The sequence below is a fragment of the Psychrobacter immobilis genome (genome assembly GCF_003148585.1).
Lineage (GTDB): Bacteria > Pseudomonadota > Gammaproteobacteria > Pseudomonadales > Moraxellaceae > Psychrobacter > Psychrobacter immobilis.
Window position 1 is genome coordinate 1 of sequence record NZ_QGGM01000009.1, and the last position, 22977, is coordinate 22977.

At 42.0% G+C, this 22977-nt stretch carries 19 protein-coding genes; 6 read left to right on the forward strand and 13 right to left on the reverse strand.

The annotated features are described in order from the left end of the window. Positions 1 to 736: 736 nt before the first annotated feature. Positions 737 to 1639: a CDP-diacylglycerol--serine O-phosphatidyltransferase gene (gene pssA, locus C8D84_RS08280; RefSeq protein ID WP_228244519.1), complete on the reverse strand. Its 903-nt coding sequence runs from the start codon at positions 1637 to 1639 to the stop codon at positions 737 to 739. Between the two features lie 42 nt (positions 1640 to 1681). After that, the gene (locus C8D84_RS08285) at positions 1682 to 2557 is read right to left on the reverse strand and encodes a 23S rRNA (adenine(2030)-N(6))-methyltransferase RlmJ (protein ID WP_045446718.1); all 876 of its coding nucleotides are present in this window, start codon (positions 2555 to 2557) and stop codon (positions 1682 to 1684) included. Positions 2558 to 2686: 129 nt separating this feature from the next. Here C8D84_RS08285 and C8D84_RS08290 point away from each other — a divergent pair, with 129 nt between their 5' ends. Further along, the gene (locus C8D84_RS08290) at positions 2687 to 3442 is read left to right on the forward strand and encodes a 2OG-Fe(II) oxygenase (RefSeq protein ID WP_109591419.1); all 756 of its coding nucleotides are present in this window, start codon (positions 2687 to 2689) and stop codon (positions 3440 to 3442) included. A 98-nt stretch (positions 3443 to 3540) separates the two neighbouring features. Then, entirely contained in the window at positions 3541 to 4755 is a 1215-nt protein-coding gene (dapE, locus tag C8D84_RS08295; protein WP_109591421.1) for a succinyl-diaminopimelate desuccinylase, read from the forward strand. A gap of 90 nt (positions 4756 to 4845) precedes the next feature. Here dapE and C8D84_RS08300 read toward each other — a convergent pair whose 3' ends face one another. The 6 genes from C8D84_RS08300 to C8D84_RS08325 all read right to left on the reverse strand — a co-directional run bounded on the left by C8D84_RS08300 (position 4846) and on the right by C8D84_RS08325 (position 9478). Further along, entirely contained in the window at positions 4846 to 5346 is a 501-nt protein-coding gene (locus C8D84_RS08300) for a GyrI-like domain-containing protein (RefSeq protein WP_109591423.1), read from the reverse strand. Between the two features lie 74 nt (positions 5347 to 5420). Then, positions 5421 to 5630: a Fe-S cluster assembly protein IscX gene (gene iscX / locus C8D84_RS08305; RefSeq protein WP_021812734.1), complete on the reverse strand. Its 210-nt coding sequence runs from the start codon at positions 5628 to 5630 to the stop codon at positions 5421 to 5423. A gap of 130 nt (positions 5631 to 5760) precedes the next feature. Then, positions 5761 to 6324 carry an acyl-CoA thioesterase gene (locus C8D84_RS08310; protein ID WP_109591425.1) on the reverse strand — a complete coding sequence of 188 codons (564 nt, stop codon included), beginning with the start codon at positions 6322 to 6324 and terminating at the stop codon, positions 5761 to 5763. Between the two features lie 146 nt (positions 6325 to 6470). Then, on the reverse strand, positions 6471 to 7850 hold the full coding sequence (locus tag C8D84_RS08315) for an NAD(P)(+) transhydrogenase (Re/Si-specific) subunit beta (protein WP_211181280.1): 1380 nt from the start codon (positions 7848 to 7850) through the stop codon (positions 6471 to 6473). Positions 7851 to 7864: 14 nt separating this feature from the next. Then, the gene (locus tag C8D84_RS08320) at positions 7865 to 8203 is read right to left on the reverse strand and encodes a proton-translocating transhydrogenase family protein (protein ID WP_211181279.1); all 339 of its coding nucleotides are present in this window, start codon (positions 8201 to 8203) and stop codon (positions 7865 to 7867) included. 117 nt (positions 8204 to 8320) lie between these two features. Then, positions 8321 to 9478 carry a Re/Si-specific NAD(P)(+) transhydrogenase subunit alpha gene (locus tag C8D84_RS08325; RefSeq protein WP_109591431.1) on the reverse strand — a complete coding sequence of 386 codons (1158 nt, stop codon included), beginning with the start codon at positions 9476 to 9478 and terminating at the stop codon, positions 8321 to 8323. Positions 9479 to 9962: 484 nt separating this feature from the next. On the opposite strand from C8D84_RS08325, the gene yaaA reads away from it, so the two are divergent. After that, complete coding sequence (yaaA, locus tag C8D84_RS08330) at positions 9963 to 10763, forward strand: peroxide stress protein YaaA (RefSeq protein WP_109591433.1); 801 nt, start codon at positions 9963 to 9965, stop codon at positions 10761 to 10763. A 105-nt stretch (positions 10764 to 10868) separates the two neighbouring features. On the opposite strand, the gene C8D84_RS08335 is transcribed toward yaaA, so the two are convergent. The 3 genes from C8D84_RS08335 to C8D84_RS08345 all read right to left on the reverse strand — a co-directional run bounded on the left by C8D84_RS08335 (position 10869) and on the right by C8D84_RS08345 (position 15107). Next, entirely contained in the window at positions 10869 to 12485 is a 1617-nt protein-coding gene (locus tag C8D84_RS08335) for a glucosamine inositolphosphorylceramide transferase family protein (protein WP_146192886.1), read from the reverse strand. Positions 12486 to 13058: 573 nt separating this feature from the next. Further along, positions 13059 to 14708, reverse strand: a complete 1650-nt coding sequence (gene groL / locus C8D84_RS08340) for a chaperonin GroEL (RefSeq protein WP_109591437.1) — start codon at positions 14706 to 14708, stop codon at positions 13059 to 13061. Between the two features lie 105 nt (positions 14709 to 14813). After that, entirely contained in the window at positions 14814 to 15107 is a 294-nt protein-coding gene (locus C8D84_RS08345) for a co-chaperone GroES (RefSeq protein WP_041757514.1), read from the reverse strand. 538 nt (positions 15108 to 15645) lie between these two features. On the opposite strand from C8D84_RS08345, the gene C8D84_RS08350 reads away from it, so the two are divergent. Further along, positions 15646 to 16416 carry a DUF3108 domain-containing protein gene (locus tag C8D84_RS08350; protein ID WP_045446684.1) on the forward strand — a complete coding sequence of 257 codons (771 nt, stop codon included), beginning with the start codon at positions 15646 to 15648 and terminating at the stop codon, positions 16414 to 16416. Between the two features lie 89 nt (positions 16417 to 16505). On the opposite strand, the gene C8D84_RS08355 is transcribed toward C8D84_RS08350, so the two are convergent. Together C8D84_RS08355 and wrbA are read right to left on the reverse strand one after the other, a co-directional pair. Next, positions 16506 to 16982: a hypothetical protein gene (locus tag C8D84_RS08355; RefSeq protein WP_109591439.1), complete on the reverse strand. Its 477-nt coding sequence runs from the start codon at positions 16980 to 16982 to the stop codon at positions 16506 to 16508. Between the two features lie 62 nt (positions 16983 to 17044). Continuing rightward, a complete protein-coding gene (gene wrbA / locus C8D84_RS08360) occupies positions 17045 to 17662 on the reverse strand; it encodes an NAD(P)H:quinone oxidoreductase (RefSeq protein ID WP_109591441.1) in 618 nt (205 codons plus the stop codon). 424 nt (positions 17663 to 18086) lie between these two features. Between wrbA and C8D84_RS08365 the strand changes: the two genes are divergently transcribed. Both C8D84_RS08365 and C8D84_RS08370 read left to right on the forward strand, forming a co-directional pair. Next, positions 18087 to 19628, forward strand: a complete 1542-nt coding sequence (locus C8D84_RS08365; RefSeq protein ID WP_087945676.1) for a YihY family inner membrane protein — start codon at positions 18087 to 18089, stop codon at positions 19626 to 19628. Between the two features lie 209 nt (positions 19629 to 19837). Beyond that, positions 19838 to 22966 (forward strand): M66 family metalloprotease, encoded by a 3129-nt coding sequence (locus C8D84_RS08370; protein ID WP_109591444.1) that lies wholly within the window; start codon positions 19838 to 19840, stop codon positions 22964 to 22966. The last annotated feature ends 11 nt before the right edge of the window (positions 22967 to 22977 follow it).

The following is a 22977-nucleotide window of genomic DNA, read 5'->3' on the forward strand; positions in this document are numbered from 1 at the left end:
ATCGCTAAAAATTATGTTCGTAATGAATTAACTTTGAGTTTTTCTGCTGTCTTAAATGATAATTTTTATAGTTAGAATGAACTCCGAAAAGGAGTCTCAACCAACTTTATTTTTTAGCATTCTGAATCAGCAAAAATCCACACAAGTTGTTCTTTAGTTATGCTTTTAAATAATGCTCAATCACTGTCGTCCAGTAACTGATATATAGGGTAACTCTCTTGCTGTTTAGTCTCAATCCCTTGCGGGTTAAGCTATCTAGCGAGCCGACTATCTTATCATAATGATTTGATTTGTCAAGCTTTTTTATGTTTTGTTTCATTCAATTGAATTGGGTTATTTATATGTGTCTTTCATATAAGCTTCCAGCTCGTCTTGTTGAGGGCGTATTATAGAGGGTTTGAATCTTTAGTCAAGGGCTATTTTAGCTTAATTTGAATAATCTTGGTGATTAGACTAAATTGGCAGAATGGCGACGCTACTTTTGCTTTAACTGGGTAGTAGTGTATGGAGTTTTGAGGCTGGGCTAAGGTAATTTCGTAAATAAGAGTACTTATTTCATCTCAATCATGTGGATTTCTTTAACGAGTCGTTATCAATGATCATTAGCTAAAAAATGAGTTGATCCTTATTTATCTTATCGTGATGAATACACTGATAGCCATTTTGATATATAAAGCGCATAAAAAAAGGAACTTACCCTACGGTAAATTCCTTAATATGACACTAACAGTCAATTCTAAAAATTTGCTTTTGCTTTAATCGTCGTAACAATACCCGATAACGCATAGATAATACCAATGGCTAAAATACCGACAGGTATATCATAGAGCACAATACTCATGATCAACACACCGATTATTAGAACCACAAAAGGTACTTTCTTTTTATCAAACTCTTTAAAGCTATAGTATTTGACGTTACTAACCATCAGTAAACCACAAATCACCACCCAAGCAGCAAACAAGAACATGACTGCCGTATCGTACTGCCCAACCCATTCATTATGGTCGACAGCGACCATAACCGCTGCCGTTACTAATATAGCAGCAAGTGGACTGGCCAAACCGACAAAGTATTTTTTATCAACAATACCGACCTGAACGTTAAAACGTGCCAGACGGAAGGCAGCACAGGCGGTAAAGACAAACGCACAGCCCAAGCCAATGCGACCTAACGGCTGCAGCGCAAAACTATAAACTAAGATCGCTGGTGCAACACCAAAAGCCAGCATATCGGCAAGCGAGTCATATTGCTCGCCAAACGGGCTTTGCGCATTAAGCATACGCGCCACTCGCCCATCAGCACCGTCGAGAATAGCGGACAAAAAGATGGCTAAAGAAGCTTTGTAGAACTCGCCTTGCGTACTGGCCAAAATCGAGTAAAAGCCAGATAGCAGTGACAAGGTTGTAATTAGGTTTGGCGCTAGATAGACACCGCGACTGACTACTCGCTGCCCTTCAGCAACTTCTGCTTCAATCACTTCAAAGGTCAAGCCATCATAACTCTCATTATCCGCTAAGCGAATATTGAAATCATGCTCATCGACAAAGGGCGGCTGGGCGGCTGCGCTGTCTTGTAACAATCCATCATTTAGAGGCGGATGATTTGATTCGTCTTTAGGTGATTGCACGTTAGTCATCTCAATATCCTTATTTGCCGGCATAGTTATTCACTAACATGGTTATTCGCCGACTAGCCAGCGTACATTGGTTGCGCTATCAGGCGTTAAGTCTGGAGCATCAGCCACTTTTAATGCAGGCTGTAAGAAGCGTAATATCTCACGTGCATGATTATCAAATTGCCAAGGTGGATTGATGACCAGTAAACCTGTACCGTTAAGACCAACCGCCACATCATTTGGATAAATATTCAGCTCACAAACCAGCTGGCGGCGCATTTCAGTACGCTTCAGTTTTTTGTAAAACAATTCAACGGCTTCAACGTTCTTAATAGGGAACCAAAGCGCATAAGTGCCTTGTGGCCATTTATTATAAGCAGCAACGAGTAAATTTATAAGGCGTGTAAAATCTTTGTGCTCTTGCTCATAAGGAGGATCAAGAAAAATCAGACCGCGCTTTTCTTTTGGTGGAATAACGGCGGTAATCCCTTCAAAGGCATCACGATGCTGTATACCAATGGGTAACTTGTGCAACTGATAATTTAGCGCATCATATTCGCTAGCTTTGGCTTCAAAAGCTTCACCGCGCACGCCTGCATCTGGATTTTTCTCGATATGATGGGCAACCCACCAAGGAGAACCAGGATAGACTTTATTGTCATAAGTGAAACGGGCTTGCTTAATGCCTTCCATATAATCTTTGACGGCAGCAGGTGCCTTGTCGGTATTGGCATTTAGTAACGCTTGGATACCACCTTTGGCCTCACCTGTCTTGCGCGCTTCTTCACTGCTCAGTGAATACAGTCCGCGACCACCATAAGCATCAAGCACATAAAAAGGTTTGTTTTTTTGCCCCAATTGATTAAGGAGTTGTACCAATAAAATGTGTTTAACCACATCAGCAAAGTTACCAGCGTGGTAGGCGTGTTTATAGTTCATAATCTCAAAAGTTTAAATAAGAAAAATTACATCTATGGTAGCATAGGCAGAGTAAAAGATAACGATGGTTTTGGTAAAAAGGCATTGATTGGCTATGTATTGCTAGCTAACTGACCATAGTGAGACGAAATGACAGAGATTATTAGCAATCTTGATGTGACAAAGTTGGTGGTTGAGCATCCAATAGGAGAAGATAATCCACCATTATTATTTCCTTATAGCGACGACCCAAGCCAAAAACCACTGACTCAGCGCGTATTACAACAGTCTGATTTCGATATCAGTTGGCAAGATAAGCTGACTGATACACAACTGGATATATTCGTTGATGATGGTTGGATCATTATTGATGAGGTCTTTGAAACGAAAGCGCTGTTAGCCTTGCAAGCAGAGAGTGGTTTTATTGACTATCGTGATGCAGAGCTGACAGCTGGGATTCGTGTCAGTGATATTCGCGGTGATCGCATCCGCTGGATTACGGAAAATTTCTTTGCTGGGTTTTATTATTTGCAAAGTATCAATGCGCTTGCTAGCTTATTTAATCGCAGTTTATTTGCCGGTATTCGCCACAGTGAAGCGCATTATGCTTGCTATCCGCTGGGTTTTGGCTATCAATGGCATAGTGACAATCCAGCTGGGCGTGATGAACGCGTTATCTCTGCGGTGTTTTACCTCAATGATGAATGGGAACCAACTGACGGCGGCGCACTAGAAATCATTGATAAACATGGCGTTCATCATAATGTCATGCCTGTCGCCAATAGATTGGTGATATTTGACAGTGACCTAAAACATCAAGTGCAAATTGCCCATCGGCAGCGTTACTCTATCGCGACGTGGATGCGCCGTGATGGTTTGGTACCTTTTGTTGAAGACAATATTTAAAACGCATTAGCAAGTAACAAGCAACGACTGATTGTATTGTATCGTGGCTGCCAATTTTAAAAAACCATCATCTTAATTTATAATAAAAAGGTTTATTCATGTCGGACTTTAATAAACAAACCATTCATCAACAACAAAACCATCAGCAGCAAACGCTAGATTTAAGTATTACGCTACTTGAGCGTCCCTCCGTCACACCAGATGATGATGGCTGTCAAGATATCTTGTCAAAACGATTATCACAAGCTGGGTTTGACTGCGAATTTATGTATTTTGGCGATAGAGATCAAAGCGGCGAACATGCAGAAGTTAAAAATCTATGGGCGCGCCGTGGCACCACTGATCCAGTTATTTGTTTTGCTGGTCATACCGACGTCGTGCCTACAGGTGATGAAAACAATTGGACGTATCCGCCATTTACGCCAACCATCGCTGATGGTTACCTATGGGCTCGCGGTGCGGCTGATATGAAAACAGGTATTGCCGCCTTTACTGTCGCAGCAGAACGTTTTGTCGCCAATCACCCTGAACACAAGGGTTCGATTGCTTTTTTAATCACCTCAGATGAAGAAGGCCCGTCAATCAATGGTACAGTCAAAGTCATTGAAACCTTGGAAGGGCGTCAAGAAAAGATCACCTATTGCTTGGTTGGCGAACCATCAAGTACCGATACGCTAGGCGATATCATTAAAAATGGTCGCCGCGGCTCATTGGGTGCGGAACTTACGGTCACTGGCAAACAAGGTCATGTTGCTTACCCGCATTTAGCTTGCAACCCTATTCATGCAACGATGGCAGCTTTGGCGGAACTGACTGCCGCTACTTGGGATAGTGGCAATGACTACTTCCCTGCGACATCACTACAAATATCAAATATTAATGGCGGTACAGGTGCCACCAACGTCATTCCTGAAACGTTAAAAGTTATCTTCAATTTCCGCTTTTCTACGGAAACCACTGAAGATGAGCTGAAGGCAAAAACCCATGCTATCTTTGATAAATACTTTACCGATAGCAAAGCAAATTATAATATCCATTGGAAATTGTCTGGTCAGCCGTTTTTGACCCCTGAAGGTAAGTTGGTTTCTGCCTGTCAAAAAGCCATCAAAAAGGTAACCGATACTGACACCACCCTATCTACATCAGGTGGTACTTCTGATGGACGCTTTATTGCACCAACGGGTGCACAAGTCGTTGAGCTTGGTGTAAGAAATGCGACGATTCACCAAGTTGATGAAAAGGTAGAAGTCGATGACCTAGGCAAGCTCGCCCAAATTTATGAGGGAATTTTAGAGAATTTACTGTTAGATTAATCATTCGTTGAAGTAAGCAAAAAAAGCGCCAAGTCTGATAGCAGACTTGGCGCTTTTTTATTATTTTGACTAATTTATTCAATACTAATTTTACTCAATACCAATATAGAGATCAACTTGACCATACTCTAGATTACCACCGATATAATGCTCAAAATCGACATCAAAAGTTCGGGTATGTTCACAGCTGCGATCATTAAAATAGGTCCAAGCCTTTTCCCAAGCATTCATCACCGTGTATGGCATTCTACCCTGCTCAGAGAATACCAAATACTTTCCTGCAGGAATATCTACTGTTACTAGGTTTGCAGCCTTAGACATATTTTCACTGTCTGATGGCTCTTGCTCACTGGCTACTTTCCAACTGGCAATCACGTCAAAAGCGCCGACCAAATCATCGCTCTCATAGTTATGATAGACACCATAAATGTCTTCGCCTTTAGGCAGATCACTGGCATGATTTTGGTAAAACTTTTGCCATAAACGACCCAGTTTCGCCGTGTCTTCGCTAATCTCAGCGTTATTGGTCGTACGAACGCTAATACCTTTACAAGTTATTGCTTCAGGTAACTCTTTAATTTGTGAAGTCATGATCTGTAAGTCCTATATATTTATTCAGTTTTCTATTTGAGATGGTATTAAAAATAGCGCTTCAGGGTATAAATCTAATCTGCTTCATCAATCCAATTCATCTGAATGGCTTCTAAGATGCCTTCGTTTGATTTTTGTGGATCATCATCAAAACCTTCAAGCTCAGTCACCCAGCGATGTAAATCAGTAAAACGGATGTACTGCGGATCGGTCTCTGGAAACTTCTCATACAGCTCAATAGCGATATCTAAGCTGTCTGTCCATTTTAATTTTTGCGGGGTCATGATGGCTCCTTAACTTTTAATCATTTTTAGACACGTCATCAAATCAGTGGTCAATTTGAATGGTGATTTAATTGGCAACTTAATAACCGCTATCCTACCAAAATTCGCCTGCTGATTATAGACAAGTTCGTTATGCAGCATTTGTTGTTTTACTTGTTTCAGCAGATTTGGCAGATTTAATCGCCACTTGATGCTGATTCCAAGAATCAATGACCTCATTCAACCGCTCGCCTATCATATCCAATATCTCTGGCGCACACTTGCCTTTTTTATTGGTCAATACAAACTTAGTCATACCAACGCCCATCAGCTGGCTTTTTACAAAAAAGTGCGTTTCAAAATAAACGTATTTTTTATCCCAGCCCGCAAGCGTGCTACTCACCGTCATTTTATCTAAAAATTTAATTTCTTTAAGATAGACCATCTCTTGCATGGCGATGACCCAACCTAAATTATTAATACCTTTTTGATGACAGCATGCCATTAGCCAACGAGTAACGTTCAGCTCGATAAAGGACAAATAACGATAATTGGGCAAATGATCTCGAAAACCCATGTCATGCGGCAACACGCGATAACGACGAACCGTCGGAGCAGTCAAGGTCTCAACACTCAGGCGCTCGCTCACTGATTGCTGCTTGAGTTGTTGTTTTAGCAAACTGACCATAATAAAAAAACGGAGCAACATGTTCATAAATAACTCTCTTAACGCCTATTTTGTATAAACTTATCTAGTATAAATAGTGACTTAATATAAATGTGGCATACCTTAACGCAAAAAAAGCCACCTCAGTGACTTTTTTTATTTAAAAGCTCATATTTAAAAGCTTATTTCAGAAATTAGTGAGCGCCATTAATACTACGAACCATTTCTTCGACCATTTTCTTCGCATCGCCAAAGATCATCATGGTTTTGTCCATATAGAACAAGCTATTATCAAGACCTGCATAACCGGTGTTCATCGAACGTTTGATGACCATCACCGTTTGCGCTTTGGTAACTTCTAAGATAGGCATACCAAAGATTGGCGACGATGGATCGTCTTTTGCTGAAGGATTAACCACGTCATTGGCACCAATAACCAAGACCACATCTGTACTAGCAAAATCCGAGTTGATTTCATCCATTTCAAGGATGTCATCGTAAGGCACATCCGCTTCAGCCAATAGCACGTTCATATGTCCTGGCATACGACCAGCAACAGGATGAATGGCAAAGCGAACATTAACACCTTCTTCTTTCAACAGCTCATACAGCTCTTTTACTGCATTTTGTGCTCGACCTTGCGCCATACCATAACCCGGTACGATCACCACGTTGCTGGCATTGGCCATCAAGAAACCAGCATCTTCTGCTGAACCAGCCTTGTAGTTTTTTGGTGCGCCATCATCGCCACCAGCAGCGACTGCTGCCGTACCCATACCACCAAATAGGACGTTGAGTAATGAGCGGTTCATGGCTTTACACATGATGTAAGATAAAATCGCACCTGACGAACCAACGAGCGAACCCGCGATAATTAACATCGAGTTGCCAAGGGTAAAACCAATACCTGCTGCTGCCCAACCTGAGAATGAGTTCAATAGCGATACAACGACTGGCATGTCACCGCCACCGATTGGCGCAATCCACATCCAACCGAATACCACGGCCAGTACTGCCATCGCATAGAAAGCAGGCAGTGAATCAGTCATAAAGTAGACGATACCAAAGCCAATCATAGCAATGAACAAGATAGCTTGTACGGGTTTGACCCAGCCACCGACCAAGGTTTTTGCCCAGCTCTTCGCTGCCAATTTACCAAAGGCGAAGACAGACGCTGAGAACGTAATCGCACCGATGAAACAACCGATGAACAATTCTAAACGGGCAACTGTCCCATGCTGCTGTTCCGTATGCAGTACCGTTGCTAACGCAATCGCAACCGCTGCTAGACCAACAAAAGAATGCATCAAAGCCACGGTTTCTGGCATTTGAGTCATCGCAACCGTTTTTGCCTTCCACATACCAACGATAGCACCCAATACCATGGCACCAATAATTAACCAAAGCACAGGACCTTCTGCTAAGAAGAATGTCGTAGCAACAGCAATCGCCATCGCAACCATACCAAAGCGGTTACCGCGAATGGCGGTTTTTGGGCTAGATAAACCACGTAGGGTTAACACAAAAAGAATGGCACCGATGAGATAAAACCAGTCCGCATTAGTCGCAATCATATTTGTTAAATCACTCATGCGTCGCCTCCGCTTTCAGTCGTTACCACTGGAGCTTTTTTTGCTTTGGGCTTAAACATCGCAAGCATACGTTCAGTCACCGCAAAACCACCAAAGATATTAATACTGGCTAAAAATACGGCAAAAGCACCTAGCAAACTGGTTGGAGTAAATAGTGAGCCGTCGATAGTGACGGTCTGTAGCATCGCACCAACGATAACAATACTCGATAAAGCGTTGGTCACAGCCATCAATGGTGTGTGCAATGCAGGCGTGACACCCCAAACGACGTAATATCCCACAAAAATAGCGAGTACAAATACGGTAAAAATCGCTACAAATGGTGTGCTACTCATGGCCGCACCGGCTGGCGCTGCCGCTAAAACAGTGGCAATCATCTAATCCTCCTAAAAATTGTTTCGTGTCTGGCAAATGTAGGGTAATGAAATATTCGAGACTTGATGTTTTAAGGCTTAGCGTTTAGCAAGACGTACTTGGTTTTCATGCGTCACTGCTAATGCCCCTTGAATCTCATCATTCATATCTAAATTCAATGCCAGTGTCTTTGCTGAAGTATCATTTGTCGCGGCAGGAGCAATTAAGGTCGTGATAAAATTAACGAGGTTATTGGCATACAAGTCTGAAGACTGGGCGGCCAGTTGCGATGGAATATTTGCCGCCCCAACGATACGTACGCCATTAGCAGTGGTAATAGTTTCATCAGGTACGCTGCCTTCGACGTTACCACCTGTGCCAGCAGCCATATCAATCAGTACAGACCCTGCCTTCATTTTGGCAAGTGTTGCCCCGTGCACCAAGCGTGGTGCGTTACGACCAGGAATCTGTGCAGTAGTAATGACGATGTCCGCATTGCTTAACGCTTTGTCCACGACAGCGGCTTGATCTTTGACATACTGCTCTGATGGCGTCCAAGCATAACCACCTGTAGACTTAGCGGTCTCAGCCTCCTCTGCACTCATCGGCACATCAAGCCATTTACCACCCAATGACTCTACTTGCTCGCGAGCAGTCGGACGTAAATCACTGGCTTCAACGACAGCACCCAAACGTTTCGCCGTGGCAATCGCTTGCAAACCAGCAACACCAACACCTAAGATAACCACTTTAGCAGGCTTAACCGTTCCCGCTGAGGTCATAAACATTGGGAAAGGACGTGAGTATTCATTGGCGGCGAGCAACACGGCTTTATAACCGGCAAGGTTGGCTTGTGAAGATAAGACATCCATATTCTGTGCACGTGACAATGTGCGTGGTAATAGCTCCATGGCAAAGACGGTAACGCCTTTACCTGCATAGGTATCTAGCTGCGTGTTACGATACGGGTCGAGCATGCCAATGACAATTTGACCTGATGTTAACTGGTCAATGGCTGCTGCTGGCAAGTCATTGACCGTGGTAATAATCTGAGATTGGGTGACGACCTCGGTGCTGCTACTGGCAATGTCGGCACCTGCCGCCTGATACATCTCATCAGCGTAATATGCTGCTTGACCTGCACCTGACTGAATGACAACTTCAAACCCTAGCTTACGTAATTTTTTTACCGCGTCAGGGGTTAGCGCTACCCGACTTTCACTTGCGCTATCTGCACTAATAACACCGATTCTCATACTGTCTCCTTACTTACGTCTAATGACTATACTCACGTCTAATGACTACCTTTTAACACCCTCAACGCATATTTAAAAAGCACAGGGGACAAAAAATCCTTGGTCATGGTTGGTTTAACACTTAAGACCAAAGATTATCAATTTAATAAATGATGACGCCTTTGCCATCATGCCTTTTTATTATAGAGATATCGTCTGCTAACTTTCATTGTCTAATGATGACCCACAAGTAAAATAAAAAGTTAGGAATTTACACCATCTGCATAACTTTTATTGTTATATTAAAAATTTTTCCTTTTCAATTAAACGCTAGACTTGACAAGCTATCGGCTTATATCACTTAAATATCTGTCCTTTTTAAGGATAACGTTAAACAACACGAAATAACGACGGGTAGGTCAAGATACAATGCTGCATATCGTATAATAAGAAAACTTGATACATAAATAGAATACCCATTGACTCACTATAATAAGGAATGACGATGTATTTTTTACTTTCCCCTGCCAAATCTTTAAATGAGAAAGATGCGGTGCCAGTGAACTTAGACAAATATTATAGTCAACCAGAGCTCATCGAACATGCGCAAGCATTGATGAAAAACTTAAAATCAAAAGAACCGATTGATTTACAAGAACTGATGAGCATATCTGATGATTTGGCACAGCTCAATGCCAAGCGCAATCAAGAGTGGCGTTGGAGCAACGATAAGCCCTTTACTTTAGGCAATGCCAAACCTGCAGGTTATTTATTCGATGGCGATGTTTATACGGGTCTTGATATGTATCATATGGATAAAGACACCGCCATTTATGTCAATAAGCATCTGGGTATCTTGTCTGGATTATATGGCGTACTGAAACCGCTCGATTTAATTCAACCCTATCGTTTAGAGATGGGTACCAAACTGAAAAATGAACGTGGTGATAACCTTTATGAGTTTTGGGGCGAGACAGTAACTGCCATTATCAATGCACGTATGGCAGATAGTGATGATAATATTTTGATTAATCTGGCGTCAAATGAATATTTCAAAGTGGTCAAGAAGAAAGCGCTGAATGCGAAAGTTATCACGCCACGATTTGAAGATGAAAAGAATGGTCAATACAAAGTGATTAGCTTCTATGCCAAAAAAGCACGTGGACTGATGGTGAAGTATGCTGCTGATAATAAGCTAACCAATGCTGAGCAGCTAAAGCAGTTTGATTTGGCGGGATATTATTACTGTGAAGAGGATTCTGATGATAAAACGTGGACGTTTAGACGGGATGCAGCCAGTCAGTAGTTTTTAAAAACATATCTAATTTGTATAAATAAACCCCGATAAGCTCAGCCTATCGGGGTTTTTCGACAGAATATTATCACCAGTTGCCGTAAAACCTCTCAATGATTATACGGTAAAGCGCAACTTATCTCTTGAGACATCAAGTACGACAGTTTGATCATATACGTTATAGGTATGAAGACGATCGATATCGTTCTCCCAATTGGGTTCGATATAACGCACAAAGGTTTCTTTGTAAGATGTCGGTGTCAACTCTTCTACCAGATACAAAGCCACTCTACGCCCATACCTAATAGTGCCATCTTGAGCCGTACGAAACAGCTGACCATCTCTCTTAAATAGTGCACCTGCTAATCGTGACCCACGCACGTCAATTTTTAAAGGCGCCGAGGGATGAATGGTCCAGTTATCTGACTCCAACTTATCAGACGTATAAATATGCAATTCCAAATCCATTGTAAGGACTGAAATTGAACCATGCGTGGTAAAAAGATACCATAAGCCATTGTGCTCAATAACGGCACTATCTGCTGCCTGAACTCCAGACACCAACTCATGAACTTTTTCCCACTTCTGCGGAAAATCCGTCGCTTTCAATAGGTTAATACAATTGGTATTGGCGGCTTCTGGAATCATATATACAGCGTTTTCATGCTCGAATACATTAGGAAAGCTTAAATGAGAGCGAATACCTAAATCGACTGGTCCAGAATTGATAACTTGATGGTGCTCATCCAGTTCCACCCACTCTATACGGCCGATACCTTCTTTGTAGTTTAAGCTCTCAAAAAATATATAACGCCTTGAATCTCGCTTAATATAAAAAGGGTCAGCCCAAAAACATCCTTTTTCAGGCAATAGCTCAGTGTATGTTTGCATCGACTGATCAATAGAACCAATCAAAATACTCCAGTTATTGTGATAAAGACTCTTATAGAAAGTCTTTATCGTATAGTTTTTAAAAAAACTCATCAAATGCCGTAAGGCAATCAGTTGCTGGGGTTCTTCATAAATTGCATCGTCAAGCATTAAATTCGTCAAATTTCCATTTTTAACGCCAATTTTATTTTTATGGAAATACCAATACAATATCGATGCTGTGACACCATTTAATTTATGCTCGGTTAAATTATAGTCCCAGTAAAATAAAGAGCCATACCCTCTCCCAACGACTTTATCACCATTAAGATGCTCATTTAACAGATGTAGCGTGACTACGCTATTCTCCCATTGTTCGGCAAACTGCCAATACAATGCTGATCCGTGTCTTTGTTTGGTTTCATCGCCGTAACGAAATAAGAGAATACCTTTTTTTGAAACACTCAGAATTCTCCCTGCTAAGGTTCGAAAACCAAATTTGACTAGATAATCTAGATTGGCGGCTTCAAGTTTCTCAATTACTGAATCCTCAATCTCATCATAAATTTCATCCTGATTTACTACTGATATTACAATGGGCATCTCACCATTAGCCACCAAGTCATGAATAGAATAACGCTTGGTATTACTCTTATTTCGAGAAAGAAAAGAAAATAACTTTTGATTAATGGAAGGAATAACTTTGGACAGACGAGACATGTGAGATGCTTGTTTTTTATCCCGTTGGACAGCAATACAAACCTCAACCTTGCCTTCATCGACGAGAGATTTTAATGGTTTGAACTTATACCATGGCAATGTTTCCTCTTCTACCAGAATCCCAAGCCTAATTTTTTTCATCATCATCACCTTGAATTGCACAAGAGTTCTTGGCTGGGCAGCCTTAACACGTGCTCAATTGTCCTTTGACAAAGTATCAGTCCATTGATTATATTTATTAATTATATTTAAATAATAACATATATAAAAAAACTTTATATATTCAATGCTCTTGATAATGTCAGGTCGATTTTGTTGATCTAATGGGTATTTTATTTGTTGAAATCTTTGGGGGTGCATCAAAGACTATGAATAAATAGCAGGTAAAGTGTCGCCCCTAAGTCTGGGAAACATCAACGCCCTCACTATGTCGGTCAATTGGCAACCTTCCCAAGCATAAAACACTTATCCAACACTATCGAATGAATGTATATAAAACCGTGATTACCTCATATACCAATGAGTAGCGCTATAAAAATTAGGCAAAAAAAAGCCCTGCTATCTTCCGATAACAGAGCTTCTAATGAGCAAATAAACGTTATGACAAAATTATACTTCTAGCGAAAAGCGATTTGTCGAGGAAGATGCGCAAAAATAGTACCTGTTGTACATTGAGCGCATCTGACGAAAAGAAATCGCTTTGTAGCAGAAGTAAAATTACATCATGCCGCCCATTCCACCCATACCGCCCATTCCACCAGCACCGCCCATGCCAGCCATACCGTCATCACCTTGTGGCAAATCAGTAATCATGACTTCGGTCGTTAGCATTAGGCCTGCAACAGATGCTGCATTTTCTAGCGCTGAACGAGCTACTTTAGCTGGATCAAGAATACCCATCTCTAGCATATCGCCGTATTCGCTAGAAGCTGCGTTGTAACCATAGTTACCGCTGCCACTCTTCACTTCGTTCACTACCACTGATGCTTCTTCGCCAGCGTTGGTAACGATTTGACGTAATGGTGCTTCCATTGCGCGACGTAAGATATTGATACCCGCGTTTTGGTCATCGTTATCCCCACGTAGCTCAGACAATGCATTCATTGCACGAACTAAAGCAACACCGCCGCCAGGTACAACGCCTTCTTCAACCGCTGCACGAGTCGCATGTAGCGCATCGTCAACACGATCTTTCTTCTCTTTCATTTCAGTTTCAGTCGCAGCGCCAACTTTGATAACGGCAACGCCGCCAGCCAGTTTAGCCATACGCTCTTGAAGCTTTTCTTTATCGTAGTCAGACGTTGATTCTTCAACTTGACGTTTGATAGATTCAACGCGATTTTCGATGTCAGCAGAGTTACCAGCGCCATCAACGATCACGGTATTTTCTTTACCGACAGTGACTTTCTTAGCGGTACCAAGTTGCTCAAGAGTAGCAGTCTCTAAACTTAGACCAATCTCTTCAGAAATCACAGTACCGCCCGTTAGCGTTGCGATATCTTCTAGCATGGCTTTACGACGATCGCCGAAACCTGGTGCTTTTACGGCACAAGTTTTCAAACCGCCACGCATGTTGTTGACAACCAATGTCGCCAATGCTTCGTTTTCTACGTCTTCAGCGATGATTAGCAATGGCTTGCTCTGCTGCATGACTTGCTCAAGTAATGGTACGATTTCACGAATATTGCTGATTTTTTTATCAACCAACAAGATATATGGGTTTTCAAATTCAGCGGTTAAGCTGTCTTGCTTGTTCGCAAAGTACGGGCTGATATAACCACGGTCAAACTGCATACCTTCGACAACTTCTAAGGTATCTTCGAAGCTTGAACCTTCTTCAACGGTGATAACGCCTTGCTTACCGACTTTTTCCATCGCTTGAGCAATTAGCTCGCCGATTTTGGTGTCTGAGTTGGCAGAGATAGAGCCCACTTGAGCAATCGCTTTTGAATCGTCAGCTGGTGTAGCTAGCAAATGAATTTGCTCAACAGCAGCGCGAACCGCTTTATCGATACCGCGTTTTAGATCCATTGGGTTCATGCCAGCGGCAACTGACTTCATGCCTTCTTGCAAGATAGATTGCGCCAATACAGTCGCAGTCGTCGTGCCATCACCAGCGACATCATTTGTGCGGCTAGCCACTTCACGGACCAATTGAGCGCCCATGTTTTCGAATTTGTTTTCAAGCTCGATTTCTTTAGCAACCGAAACACCATCTTTAGTGATGGTAGGCGCGCCAAATGATTTATCGATAACCACGTTACGACCTTTAGGGCCTAGGGTTACGCGTACTGCATTTGCTAGGATGTTTACGCCATCCATCATTTGTTTACGGGCATCAATGCCGAATTTTACGTCTTTTGCCATGTTAAATTACTCCACTATTATAAGTATGAGAATGCAATTAAATGTTTCAATAATTTTTAAATAATGTTGTCAAAATGCGCTGAGTATAAAAATACTCAAAAAGGACTAGCCTTCTAACACACCCAATACATCAGATTCTTTCATAATCAATAGTTCTTCGCCGTCAACTTTTACGGTTTGACCAGCATATTGACCGAACAAGACTTTGTCGCCAGTTTTTACATCTAACGCGCGAGTTTCGCCGTTGTCACGAATCTGACCATTACCAGTTGCTAGCACTTCACCTTGTGAAGGTTTTTCTTGAGCAGAACCAGGAAGCAAGATACCACCAGCCGTTTTTGTTTCTTCTTCTATGCGGCGGACAACGATGCGATCATGTAAAGGACGAATATTCATCAATATGTCTCCAATAATTTGGTTATTTGCAGTAAGGGTTTATTTGAATTAATGGTCTCAATACCAATATCTATAGGCACTACTGCCTAAAACAGCATTCTAAAGATAAGCTTTGAGCTTGTATCAAAAAGTGGGGGCAAAGTGAGTTGGCTTCAAGTGTAAAGCCCAAAAATTTACAAGAATTTTGCATATCGTGGATTATTTAGTTGGTAATGACGTTTATGAACAGTCATTTGATTGGATTGCACCGTATTAAAGGCCTTAGCATGATTTTAAAAGCCGCCATATGAGTGCTAAATTTCAACACCGATAAGTTACCGCATATCATTTACAACTGACCGATTAACTTACTCCTGCTTACTCAAGTTACAGCAAGTGACGCCTGATGATATCGCGCTCGATGCCAGCAACCTTGGCTACAATAGCAACACCACAGGGACAGCTGGCACTCTTGAAAAGATAGCAAAACATGACCATTATAGTCCTTGAGAAAATAACAATAGTTATAAGCAATGCCATAAATAGCGATTAAGGAATGTCCATGAGTTTTTTATCAAACGATCAAAAGTCATTAACAACCGATACTAATAATACTAAACGTAGCAAGTCTAAGTTTTTAACCGCCCTAACCACTGGGGCCAGTATTGCTACGATTGGAGCGATAAGTATGACTGCACCTACCCTTGCCAGCGCAAAGAATATCGAACCTTCAAGCGCCAACTACAGCTTTACGGTTGAGGACAAATATAAAGGTACGGCTACTCGCACGCTTAACAAATCAGGCAATACTTGGAAATATAATGTCAATGCTCGGGTGGCAGGTGTTGCAAGCGCTTCGCAAAACAGCACTTTTACCATCAACGGTAATAATGTCATTCCGACTCAAGCCAGCACCACTTATAAGCTATTAGGCGTTGGTCGCACGCATAAATTAGACTTCAATCCAAGCAGTAAAAAGGTGGTGAGTAACTATAAAGGCAAATCGACGACCATGAACATGGCACAACAAGCTTTTGATGATTTAAGTTTGGAAGTGCAAATTCGCCAAGATTTATTGAACGGTAAATTCTCTGGCAACTATTACATGGCGAAAAAAGACAAAATAGAGAAAACCCCTTTCAAAAAATCTGGTAACACCAAGATTACCGTTCCAGCTGGCACATTTGATACCGTACGTGTCGACCGTATCCACGATGACAATAGTCGTTCTACCAGTTTTTGGCTGGCACCAAGCTTAGATTACCTACCAGTAAAAGTTAGCCAAATTAATGATGGCAAAAAGATGGATTTAGAATTAACCAAAGTAAATTAAGCTTTTTATTAAATAAGCAGAAATAGCATAAAAAAAGCGGCACTCTAAATAGAGCGCCGCTTTTTTTGTCTCAAACTTCGCTAAATCAACTAACGCGGATGCTTAACGACGTTGTTCATTGAAGGAAGACGCTTTAGTAGAATAAATAACCAAATATTGATTGCCAGTAATAAGACAAAATCAAGCAGATAAACCACTATCTCTGCCCAACTGCTGCCGTAAACGCGGGTAAACAGCACCACACCACTCGCCCCCAAATAAACCAAGGTAAGCATACTGCCTATCAATAGCACATATGGCGAACGACCCCGTAGTATCGCGGGCGTCAAAATAAATGCTGGCACTAGCCATAATGCTTGCCAGGCGATACCGCCAATGACATCAGGACTACTGGGATTAAAAACATTGATAAAAATAGGTAGCCCAAGCAGTCTATAGACCAGCCAAATCAGCCAAGTCACCATCAAGCGCTGACGAATGGGCGTAATTGGCTTTTTAAGTTTAGCAGCTTTGGCAGATTTTTTGGCTGGTGCGCTTATCTCACTATCGGAGCGGTTTGTGACCATTAGATATATTTACTTCCTAATTAATAGCGTTATATAAGACCTTGCATGCTATAAAAATCCGCTTAGCGAGTCCAGTTAGCTTGCGCCAATGCAGTAGCACTAATCGCCAAGCGACGACCTTGGGCGATAGCCAACTCGCGCTCATCAGCTGAGATAGGTTGATCATGCAACGCCCCACTCACGTGGCTGGCACCATAAGGCGAGCCACCACGATGAGTACGATTAAGCGCAGGCTCAGCATAAGGCACACCAACAAGGATCATGCCGTGATGCATCAACGGCAACATCATGGTCAACAACGTTGTCTCCTGCCCGCCATGCATCGAGCCAGTAGCAGTAAATACAGCAGCAGGTTTGTTCTGTAAATTACCTGCCAGCCAAATAGTGACCGTATTGTCCCAAAAATACTTCATGGGAGCAGCCATATTACCGAAGTGCGTCGGGCTACCAAGCGCCAAACCCATACAGTCTTTTAGATCGTCCATAGTGCAATATAAGTCACCTTCATCAGGTATCGCAGGCTTGCTCGATGTGGTCTCGGGTGCAACCGTTGGTACAGTACGGATACGGGCTGTCATACCAGTATCCTCAATACCTTGAGCGATAGCATAAGCCAATGTCTTAGTCGTACCGTAATTTGAATAATAGAGTACCAAAACATAAGGGGCGGTCTGACTCATTAGCAATACTTCCTCATAAAACCATTAATGTTATTGTTGATTCTAATCATCTACAACAGCTTCTATGCAGTCTATTTCTTTAGCATAAAACCTTACTTATTATGTAGCTATAGTCGATTCAATTTAAAAATAGCACTAGTACAAGGCAACCGAGTGTAGATGTATATTAAATACTTCAAGCGAGGTTAACGCTGTAATAATTTTATAGTGGGATGACTATATACATAATCTGTGACAGATACCGCAATATAGACATATATTATGCCCCAGTCATTCACCGACATGCAAACAGCCTTGGTACACATTGTCGCTAATAACCTGCTAGAGAGGTTGCTGCTGTGCATTTTGACACAATTAAACCGCAGATGATAACAGCATATCTTTGTTACACTACTGTCACTCAAACACCTGCTAAATGGTCGATATGGAAAATTTATCAAAAAAAATCCCGTTTTTACATCAACGCTGGTTTCAATTCTTACGATTCTTGACTCGGCACTTTTTTGAAGACAATTGCCAGCAAAAAGCGGCATCGCTGACCTACACGACTATGTTGTCAATTGTACCCGTCCTAACCGTCCTATTGATGATCCTATCTTCTGTACCCGCACTTGCGTCCGTTAGAGCACAGATATATGAAGTGATTTATAGTAACTTGCTACCACAATCAAGTATGCAGGTCAGTGAGTATATCAATAGCTTCGCTGAAAAATCCTCAAATCTAACCATCATTGGGGCAATGGTGTTATTTTTTACGACTATTATGACGTTAACAACCATCGAACGCGCTTTTAACCAAATCTGGCGGGTAGAAAATCGCTCTGGCGGTATGAAAAGTATGCTGCGCTATTGGACCATCGTCACGTTAGGACCGTTAGTACTGGGTACGGCATTTCTTGCTTCAAGCGCGGTACAAAGTTTGAGTTTTTTAAACCGACAAATTGCTGGTTATGGCATTGACTGGTCTTTTTGGGTACAAGCCGTATCCATTGGTATCACTGTCGCAGGCTTTATTGGTATGTACTGGTTCATTCCAAAAGCACGCGTACCCGCGAAAAATGCAGCCATTGCTGGTCTCTTCGTCGCTATCGTATTCGAGCTGATGAAGCACCTGTTTGGTACAGTAATGGCAAACTTCACCAGTTATGAAGCGATTTACGGGGCTTTTGCGGCACTGCCCATCTTCTTATTATGGATATATTTGTCTTGGAATTTAATTCTATTAGGTGTTGAGATTAGCTATACCTTGACGATTTTTGAGACTGAAGAGGTCTATCCACGCCACCCGCTCCTAAGTTTGCTCGATATGCTAAACCTCGTTTATACCCATCATTTAAAAGGCGAAGCGGTAAGCGAACAAGCGCTACGTAACGTGCTAGGACGCAAAGAGCTACCAAAATGGTATACCTATATTAATTATCTGCAAGACAGCAATTTAATCACCATGACTGAAGATAATGATTATGTGCTCAAGAGAGATTTGAGCAAAATGACATTATGGGATTTTTATCGCACGCTACCTTATCCCTTGCCTATCAAAGATGAGCTAGATGAGATGGGACCAGAGGATCAAAAACCTTGGCTTAGCTTGCTAGTCAACCGTTTTGAGAATACGGAAGCTTATGCCAAGCAACAGTTAGATCTACCGTTAAATGCTATTTTTGCCAATAGTGAGCCACGTAAGAAAGCTGATTCTAATGGAAAAGGCATCAAAGGCGGTCAATCAAATTTATTTAGAAAAACCTCGGCGACCACTGCAGCATTAGACAAGAATGAGCCGATCAAAGACACCCCACACTTTGACCCAATAGCTTATGATAAAGACAGTGATATTGAATGCGATGAGCAGGATAATGAGATTCTTATTCCTAAAGATTTGAATGACTCTCAAGCTAAAACCAATGGTAATCTCTTTAATTATAAAGGCGATATCATTACTGAATCAGATAACCCAAAAACAAATTAAGAAAAGCGTTAGTAATGAATGAGGCAGACTGAATAATAAAAATTAGTTTTCACTAGAGTTTATAATAGAACTTATCATTATGCATAGAACAAAAGTCGTACGAGATGCTAACACAGCTGTTATATTGCCTTAAACTTTATTAGGGCAATAACTTGAAAAATACAATAGCATTCCCAGTAAAAGCGCTAAGCATTTGTGTCGTATCCATTATGCTTTCTGCTTGTGGTGAAGGTGATGGCAGCACATCATCACTTGTACCACCAACCGTTAATCTACCAGTAGAAACGCCGCCTGTTAAACCACCAGTAACGAGTCTTCCTGCTACGCCACTTGAACCAAGTATGCCTATTAAGCCGCCAGCAACGAGCATTCCTGCTACGCCACTTGAACCAAGTATGCCTATTAAGCCGCCAGCAACGAGCATTCCTGCTACGCCACTTGAACCAAGTACGCCTGTTAAGCCGCCAGCAACGAGTATTCCTGCTACGCCACTTGAACCAAGTACGCCTATTAAACCACTAATAACGAGCATTCCTGCTACGCCACTTGAGCCAAGTACGCCTATTAAACCACCAATAACGAGCATTCCTGCTACGCCACTCGAACCAAGTACGCCTATTAAGCCGCCAGCAACGAGTATTCCTGCTACGCCACTTGAACCAAGTACGCCTATTAAATATCCAGAACCAAAAAAGGATATTGCTGATTTTTATTTATTAGGGTTTTTTGACCACGATGGTAGAGCGGGAGAAATTCGTGCTATTCGTCCAGACTTGGTTGGCGACTTTCAAGCGATGATACAGTTTGGGCAGAATCATACCGTTGATCCACAGGGTAACGAAGCAAAAAACATGCCGCGCCTGACGGCAGAAAAAGAGGCGCTGTTATTAGTGACGCCTACTCTTGAAATGGGTGATATTAATAAATTAGCGGCTGAAATTTACAAAGACGGGGTTTTATTACGAACTGTCAATTTAGCCGATCCGACTCAAATCCCAGACACGGATCAGACTAACACTGACCAACGTCCTCGCGTTGCTTACAGTAAGCGCGCATGGTCAACCAAGCTCAACTGGGATGAGGTACAAGGTGGTCTCAAAATTCGCATTGTGGATGACCAAAATCGTAGCGGTGAATTGTCAGAAGATAACATAGATTTTGCCGCCCCTGGTGAGTTGGTATTGACCAATATCCGTCTGGGCATGTTAACGGATGCACCTCAATCTTGGGGTCATTATATGCTACGCGATCCAGAAAGAGCGGGTTCAGACTACTTCCAAACCATTCCAGCAGCACAAATGACCGTTGCTAGCTATGATGACATGAAGCTCGAACGAGTAATGGTCGCCAATGGCACTATTTATGATTCAGTCAGTGACTCAAATGATGCTGGCGTTTATGCTGGTGATATGCGCGAAAACACCGCGAAATCAACCTTTGGTGTTGGCATTAATTTAGCCAATTGGGGCGTCACCAGTGCTTCAATGCAAAGTCAAGAGCAACCGCAATTGACCCAGAACGTCAATGCGCATCACGCTCGCGGTAAATATAAGAATGGTGAATATAACCACGGCTTAAGCGGCGGTAATGGTATGTTGACCCTAATCGACTCTCAAGGTAATGAGTTCAGCCACGAAATCGGTCATCATTATGGCTTGGGTCATTATTCTGGTGAACAGAACGGCGATTTCTTTTGGGCCGAGCATCATGCTAATAGTGGCTGGGGCTATAATGGCGTCAGAAACAAAATGCGCAGCAACTTAGACTGGCCACGACAGGTCGAGGGTGATGGTCTCACTGGTAAACCTCTTTTCTTAGCCACCTATGGCTATGGTCGCGATGCGATGTCTGGTGGATCACAGAGTGGCGCTTATTCAAACTATACTCACTATACGGGTTATAGTACAAAAATTAAGATACAGCCAGCATTTGATAAAGCAGTATTTGACGCTGACTCACCTACTGGCTATAAGAAATGGAATGCCGAGCTTAGAAAGATGGAAGTCATCCAGCCTAAAGTGTGGAAAGAATCCAAAAACGTTTGGTACAACAGTACCGACGGTAATTACTTAAAACCACGCTTACAAGGCGTGCCAGTATTTACCATTTTAGGCGGTTATGACCCTGTCGCGCAAAAAGGCATCATTTATCCTGAAGCACGTGGTAACTGGGGCAACGTCTTTGAGTTACCGACACCGCATAACTCGCTTGAATCAGCAAGCTGCTGGTTAAGCGTTACTTATAGTAATAACACGATTAATGATATTGCGTTGGCTCCTAATCGGATGACCAGTAACGCCAATAAGTTCCATGTTAATTTAGCGACTTCAGACAACCCGAAAAAAGTAGATTTGTACTGTAAAAAGGTCAATGAAGCACAAGTACAGCTCTCAACTATTGATATTCGTCAATATAGTGATGCGATTAAACCCGCGGTTACCTTTGGTAAAGAACAGGGCTATACGGCACTAAGAAAGGTAGAATTGCCAATCTTAGAGCAGAAACTTCTTGCTCAAGCAGAAAATTCGACTATTAGTTTAGACGCCAACGGTCAGTTATTATATGATTCTTACAAAGAGTATCGTGATGAGCTTAGCCCTTTAGCACTCCAAACATTAGAGCGTTATGAGAAGCAGCAAGAAACTCTAAATCGTCTAAACCGTTGGGTCAATGTATATCGTACGGATTTAATCAAAAAAGAGCCTGAAGCACTTACCGAATTTCAAAAGTTTGTTATAGATTTAGAGCTACAAGATGATAAACCTTTAGATAATGTGACTACTATCCGTAATGGCAACAACTGCCTTAAAGTTGAAACTCTAGAAGGTGGTAAGTTAAATAGCTTTATTAGCGGCCCAAGTGGCTGTACTGGTGATGACTCTGAACAGTGGATTTACGATCTTAAAGGTAAAATTCACAGCAAAATGGCATTAGATCAGTGTTTAACGGAACAAGGTTCTTGGGTGGTTTTGGGTGCTTGTAGCTTGGACTCGCCAGCGCAAGTTTGGGAGATGAACGGTACCGACCAAATCAAACAAGGTGGCAAATGCTTTGATTTGCGTACTGGTAATTTAGTAGATAATCGCGGAAGCTTAATTACTTACAATTGTAGTGGTGGCTGGAATCAGAAGTGGACAACGTTAACCAAAAACCCAAGCTTTATCTTAGCAACCGCTGGTAATAATCTACCGTTAATCGTAGATAGTCTGCAAAAACAGCCAGTATCGACGGATGATATGCAAACGCGTTCATTAAGTATGGACAGTAAAGAAGAGCCATCAGTGCTAGCAAAAGTAAGCACTGCGATAAGCAATTGGATTGACAATCTAGTCAATTAACAAAACAATCC

Excerpts from the sequence above, each read along its gene's own strand:
- pssA (WP_228244519.1), bottom strand. The coding sequence starts at position 1,639 with ATGACTAACGTGCAATCACCTAAAGACGAATCAAATCATCCGCCTCTA.
- C8D84_RS08285 (WP_045446718.1), bottom strand. The coding sequence starts at position 2,557 with ATGAACTATAAACACGCCTACCACGCTGGTAACTTTGCTGATGTGGTT.
- C8D84_RS08290 (WP_109591419.1), top strand. The coding sequence starts at position 2,687 with ATGACAGAGATTATTAGCAATCTTGATGTGACAAAGTTGGTGGTTGAG.
- dapE (WP_109591421.1), top strand. The coding sequence starts at position 3,541 with ATGTCGGACTTTAATAAACAAACCATTCATCAACAACAAAACCATCAG.
- C8D84_RS08300 (WP_109591423.1), bottom strand. The coding sequence starts at position 5,346 with ATGACTTCACAAATTAAAGAGTTACCTGAAGCAATAACTTGTAAAGGT.
- iscX (WP_021812734.1), bottom strand. The coding sequence starts at position 5,630 with ATGACCCCGCAAAAATTAAAATGGACAGACAGCTTAGATATCGCTATT.
- C8D84_RS08310 (WP_109591425.1), bottom strand. The coding sequence starts at position 6,324 with ATGAACATGTTGCTCCGTTTTTTTATTATGGTCAGTTTGCTAAAACAA.
- C8D84_RS08315 (WP_211181280.1), bottom strand. The coding sequence starts at position 7,850 with ATGATTGCGACTAATGCGGACTGGTTTTATCTCATCGGTGCCATTCTT.
- C8D84_RS08320 (WP_211181279.1), bottom strand. The coding sequence starts at position 8,203 with ATGAGTAGCACACCATTTGTAGCGATTTTTACCGTATTTGTACTCGCT.
- C8D84_RS08325 (WP_109591431.1), bottom strand. The coding sequence starts at position 9,478 with ATGAGAATCGGTGTTATTAGTGCAGATAGCGCAAGTGAAAGTCGGGTA.
- yaaA (WP_109591433.1), top strand. The coding sequence starts at position 9,963 with ATGTATTTTTTACTTTCCCCTGCCAAATCTTTAAATGAGAAAGATGCG.
- C8D84_RS08335 (WP_146192886.1), bottom strand. The coding sequence starts at position 12,485 with ATGATGAAAAAAATTAGGCTTGGGATTCTGGTAGAAGAGGAAACATTG.
- groL (WP_109591437.1), bottom strand. The coding sequence starts at position 14,708 with ATGGCAAAAGACGTAAAATTCGGCATTGATGCCCGTAAACAAATGATG.
- C8D84_RS08350 (WP_045446684.1), top strand. The coding sequence starts at position 15,646 with ATGAGTTTTTTATCAAACGATCAAAAGTCATTAACAACCGATACTAAT.
- C8D84_RS08355 (WP_109591439.1), bottom strand. The coding sequence starts at position 16,982 with ATGGTCACAAACCGCTCCGATAGTGAGATAAGCGCACCAGCCAAAAAA.
- wrbA (WP_109591441.1), bottom strand. The coding sequence starts at position 17,662 with ATGAGTCAGACCGCCCCTTATGTTTTGGTACTCTATTATTCAAATTAC.
- C8D84_RS08365 (WP_087945676.1), top strand. The coding sequence starts at position 18,087 with ATGGAAAATTTATCAAAAAAAATCCCGTTTTTACATCAACGCTGGTTT.
- C8D84_RS08370 (WP_109591444.1), top strand. The coding sequence starts at position 19,838 with ATGCTTTCTGCTTGTGGTGAAGGTGATGGCAGCACATCATCACTTGTA.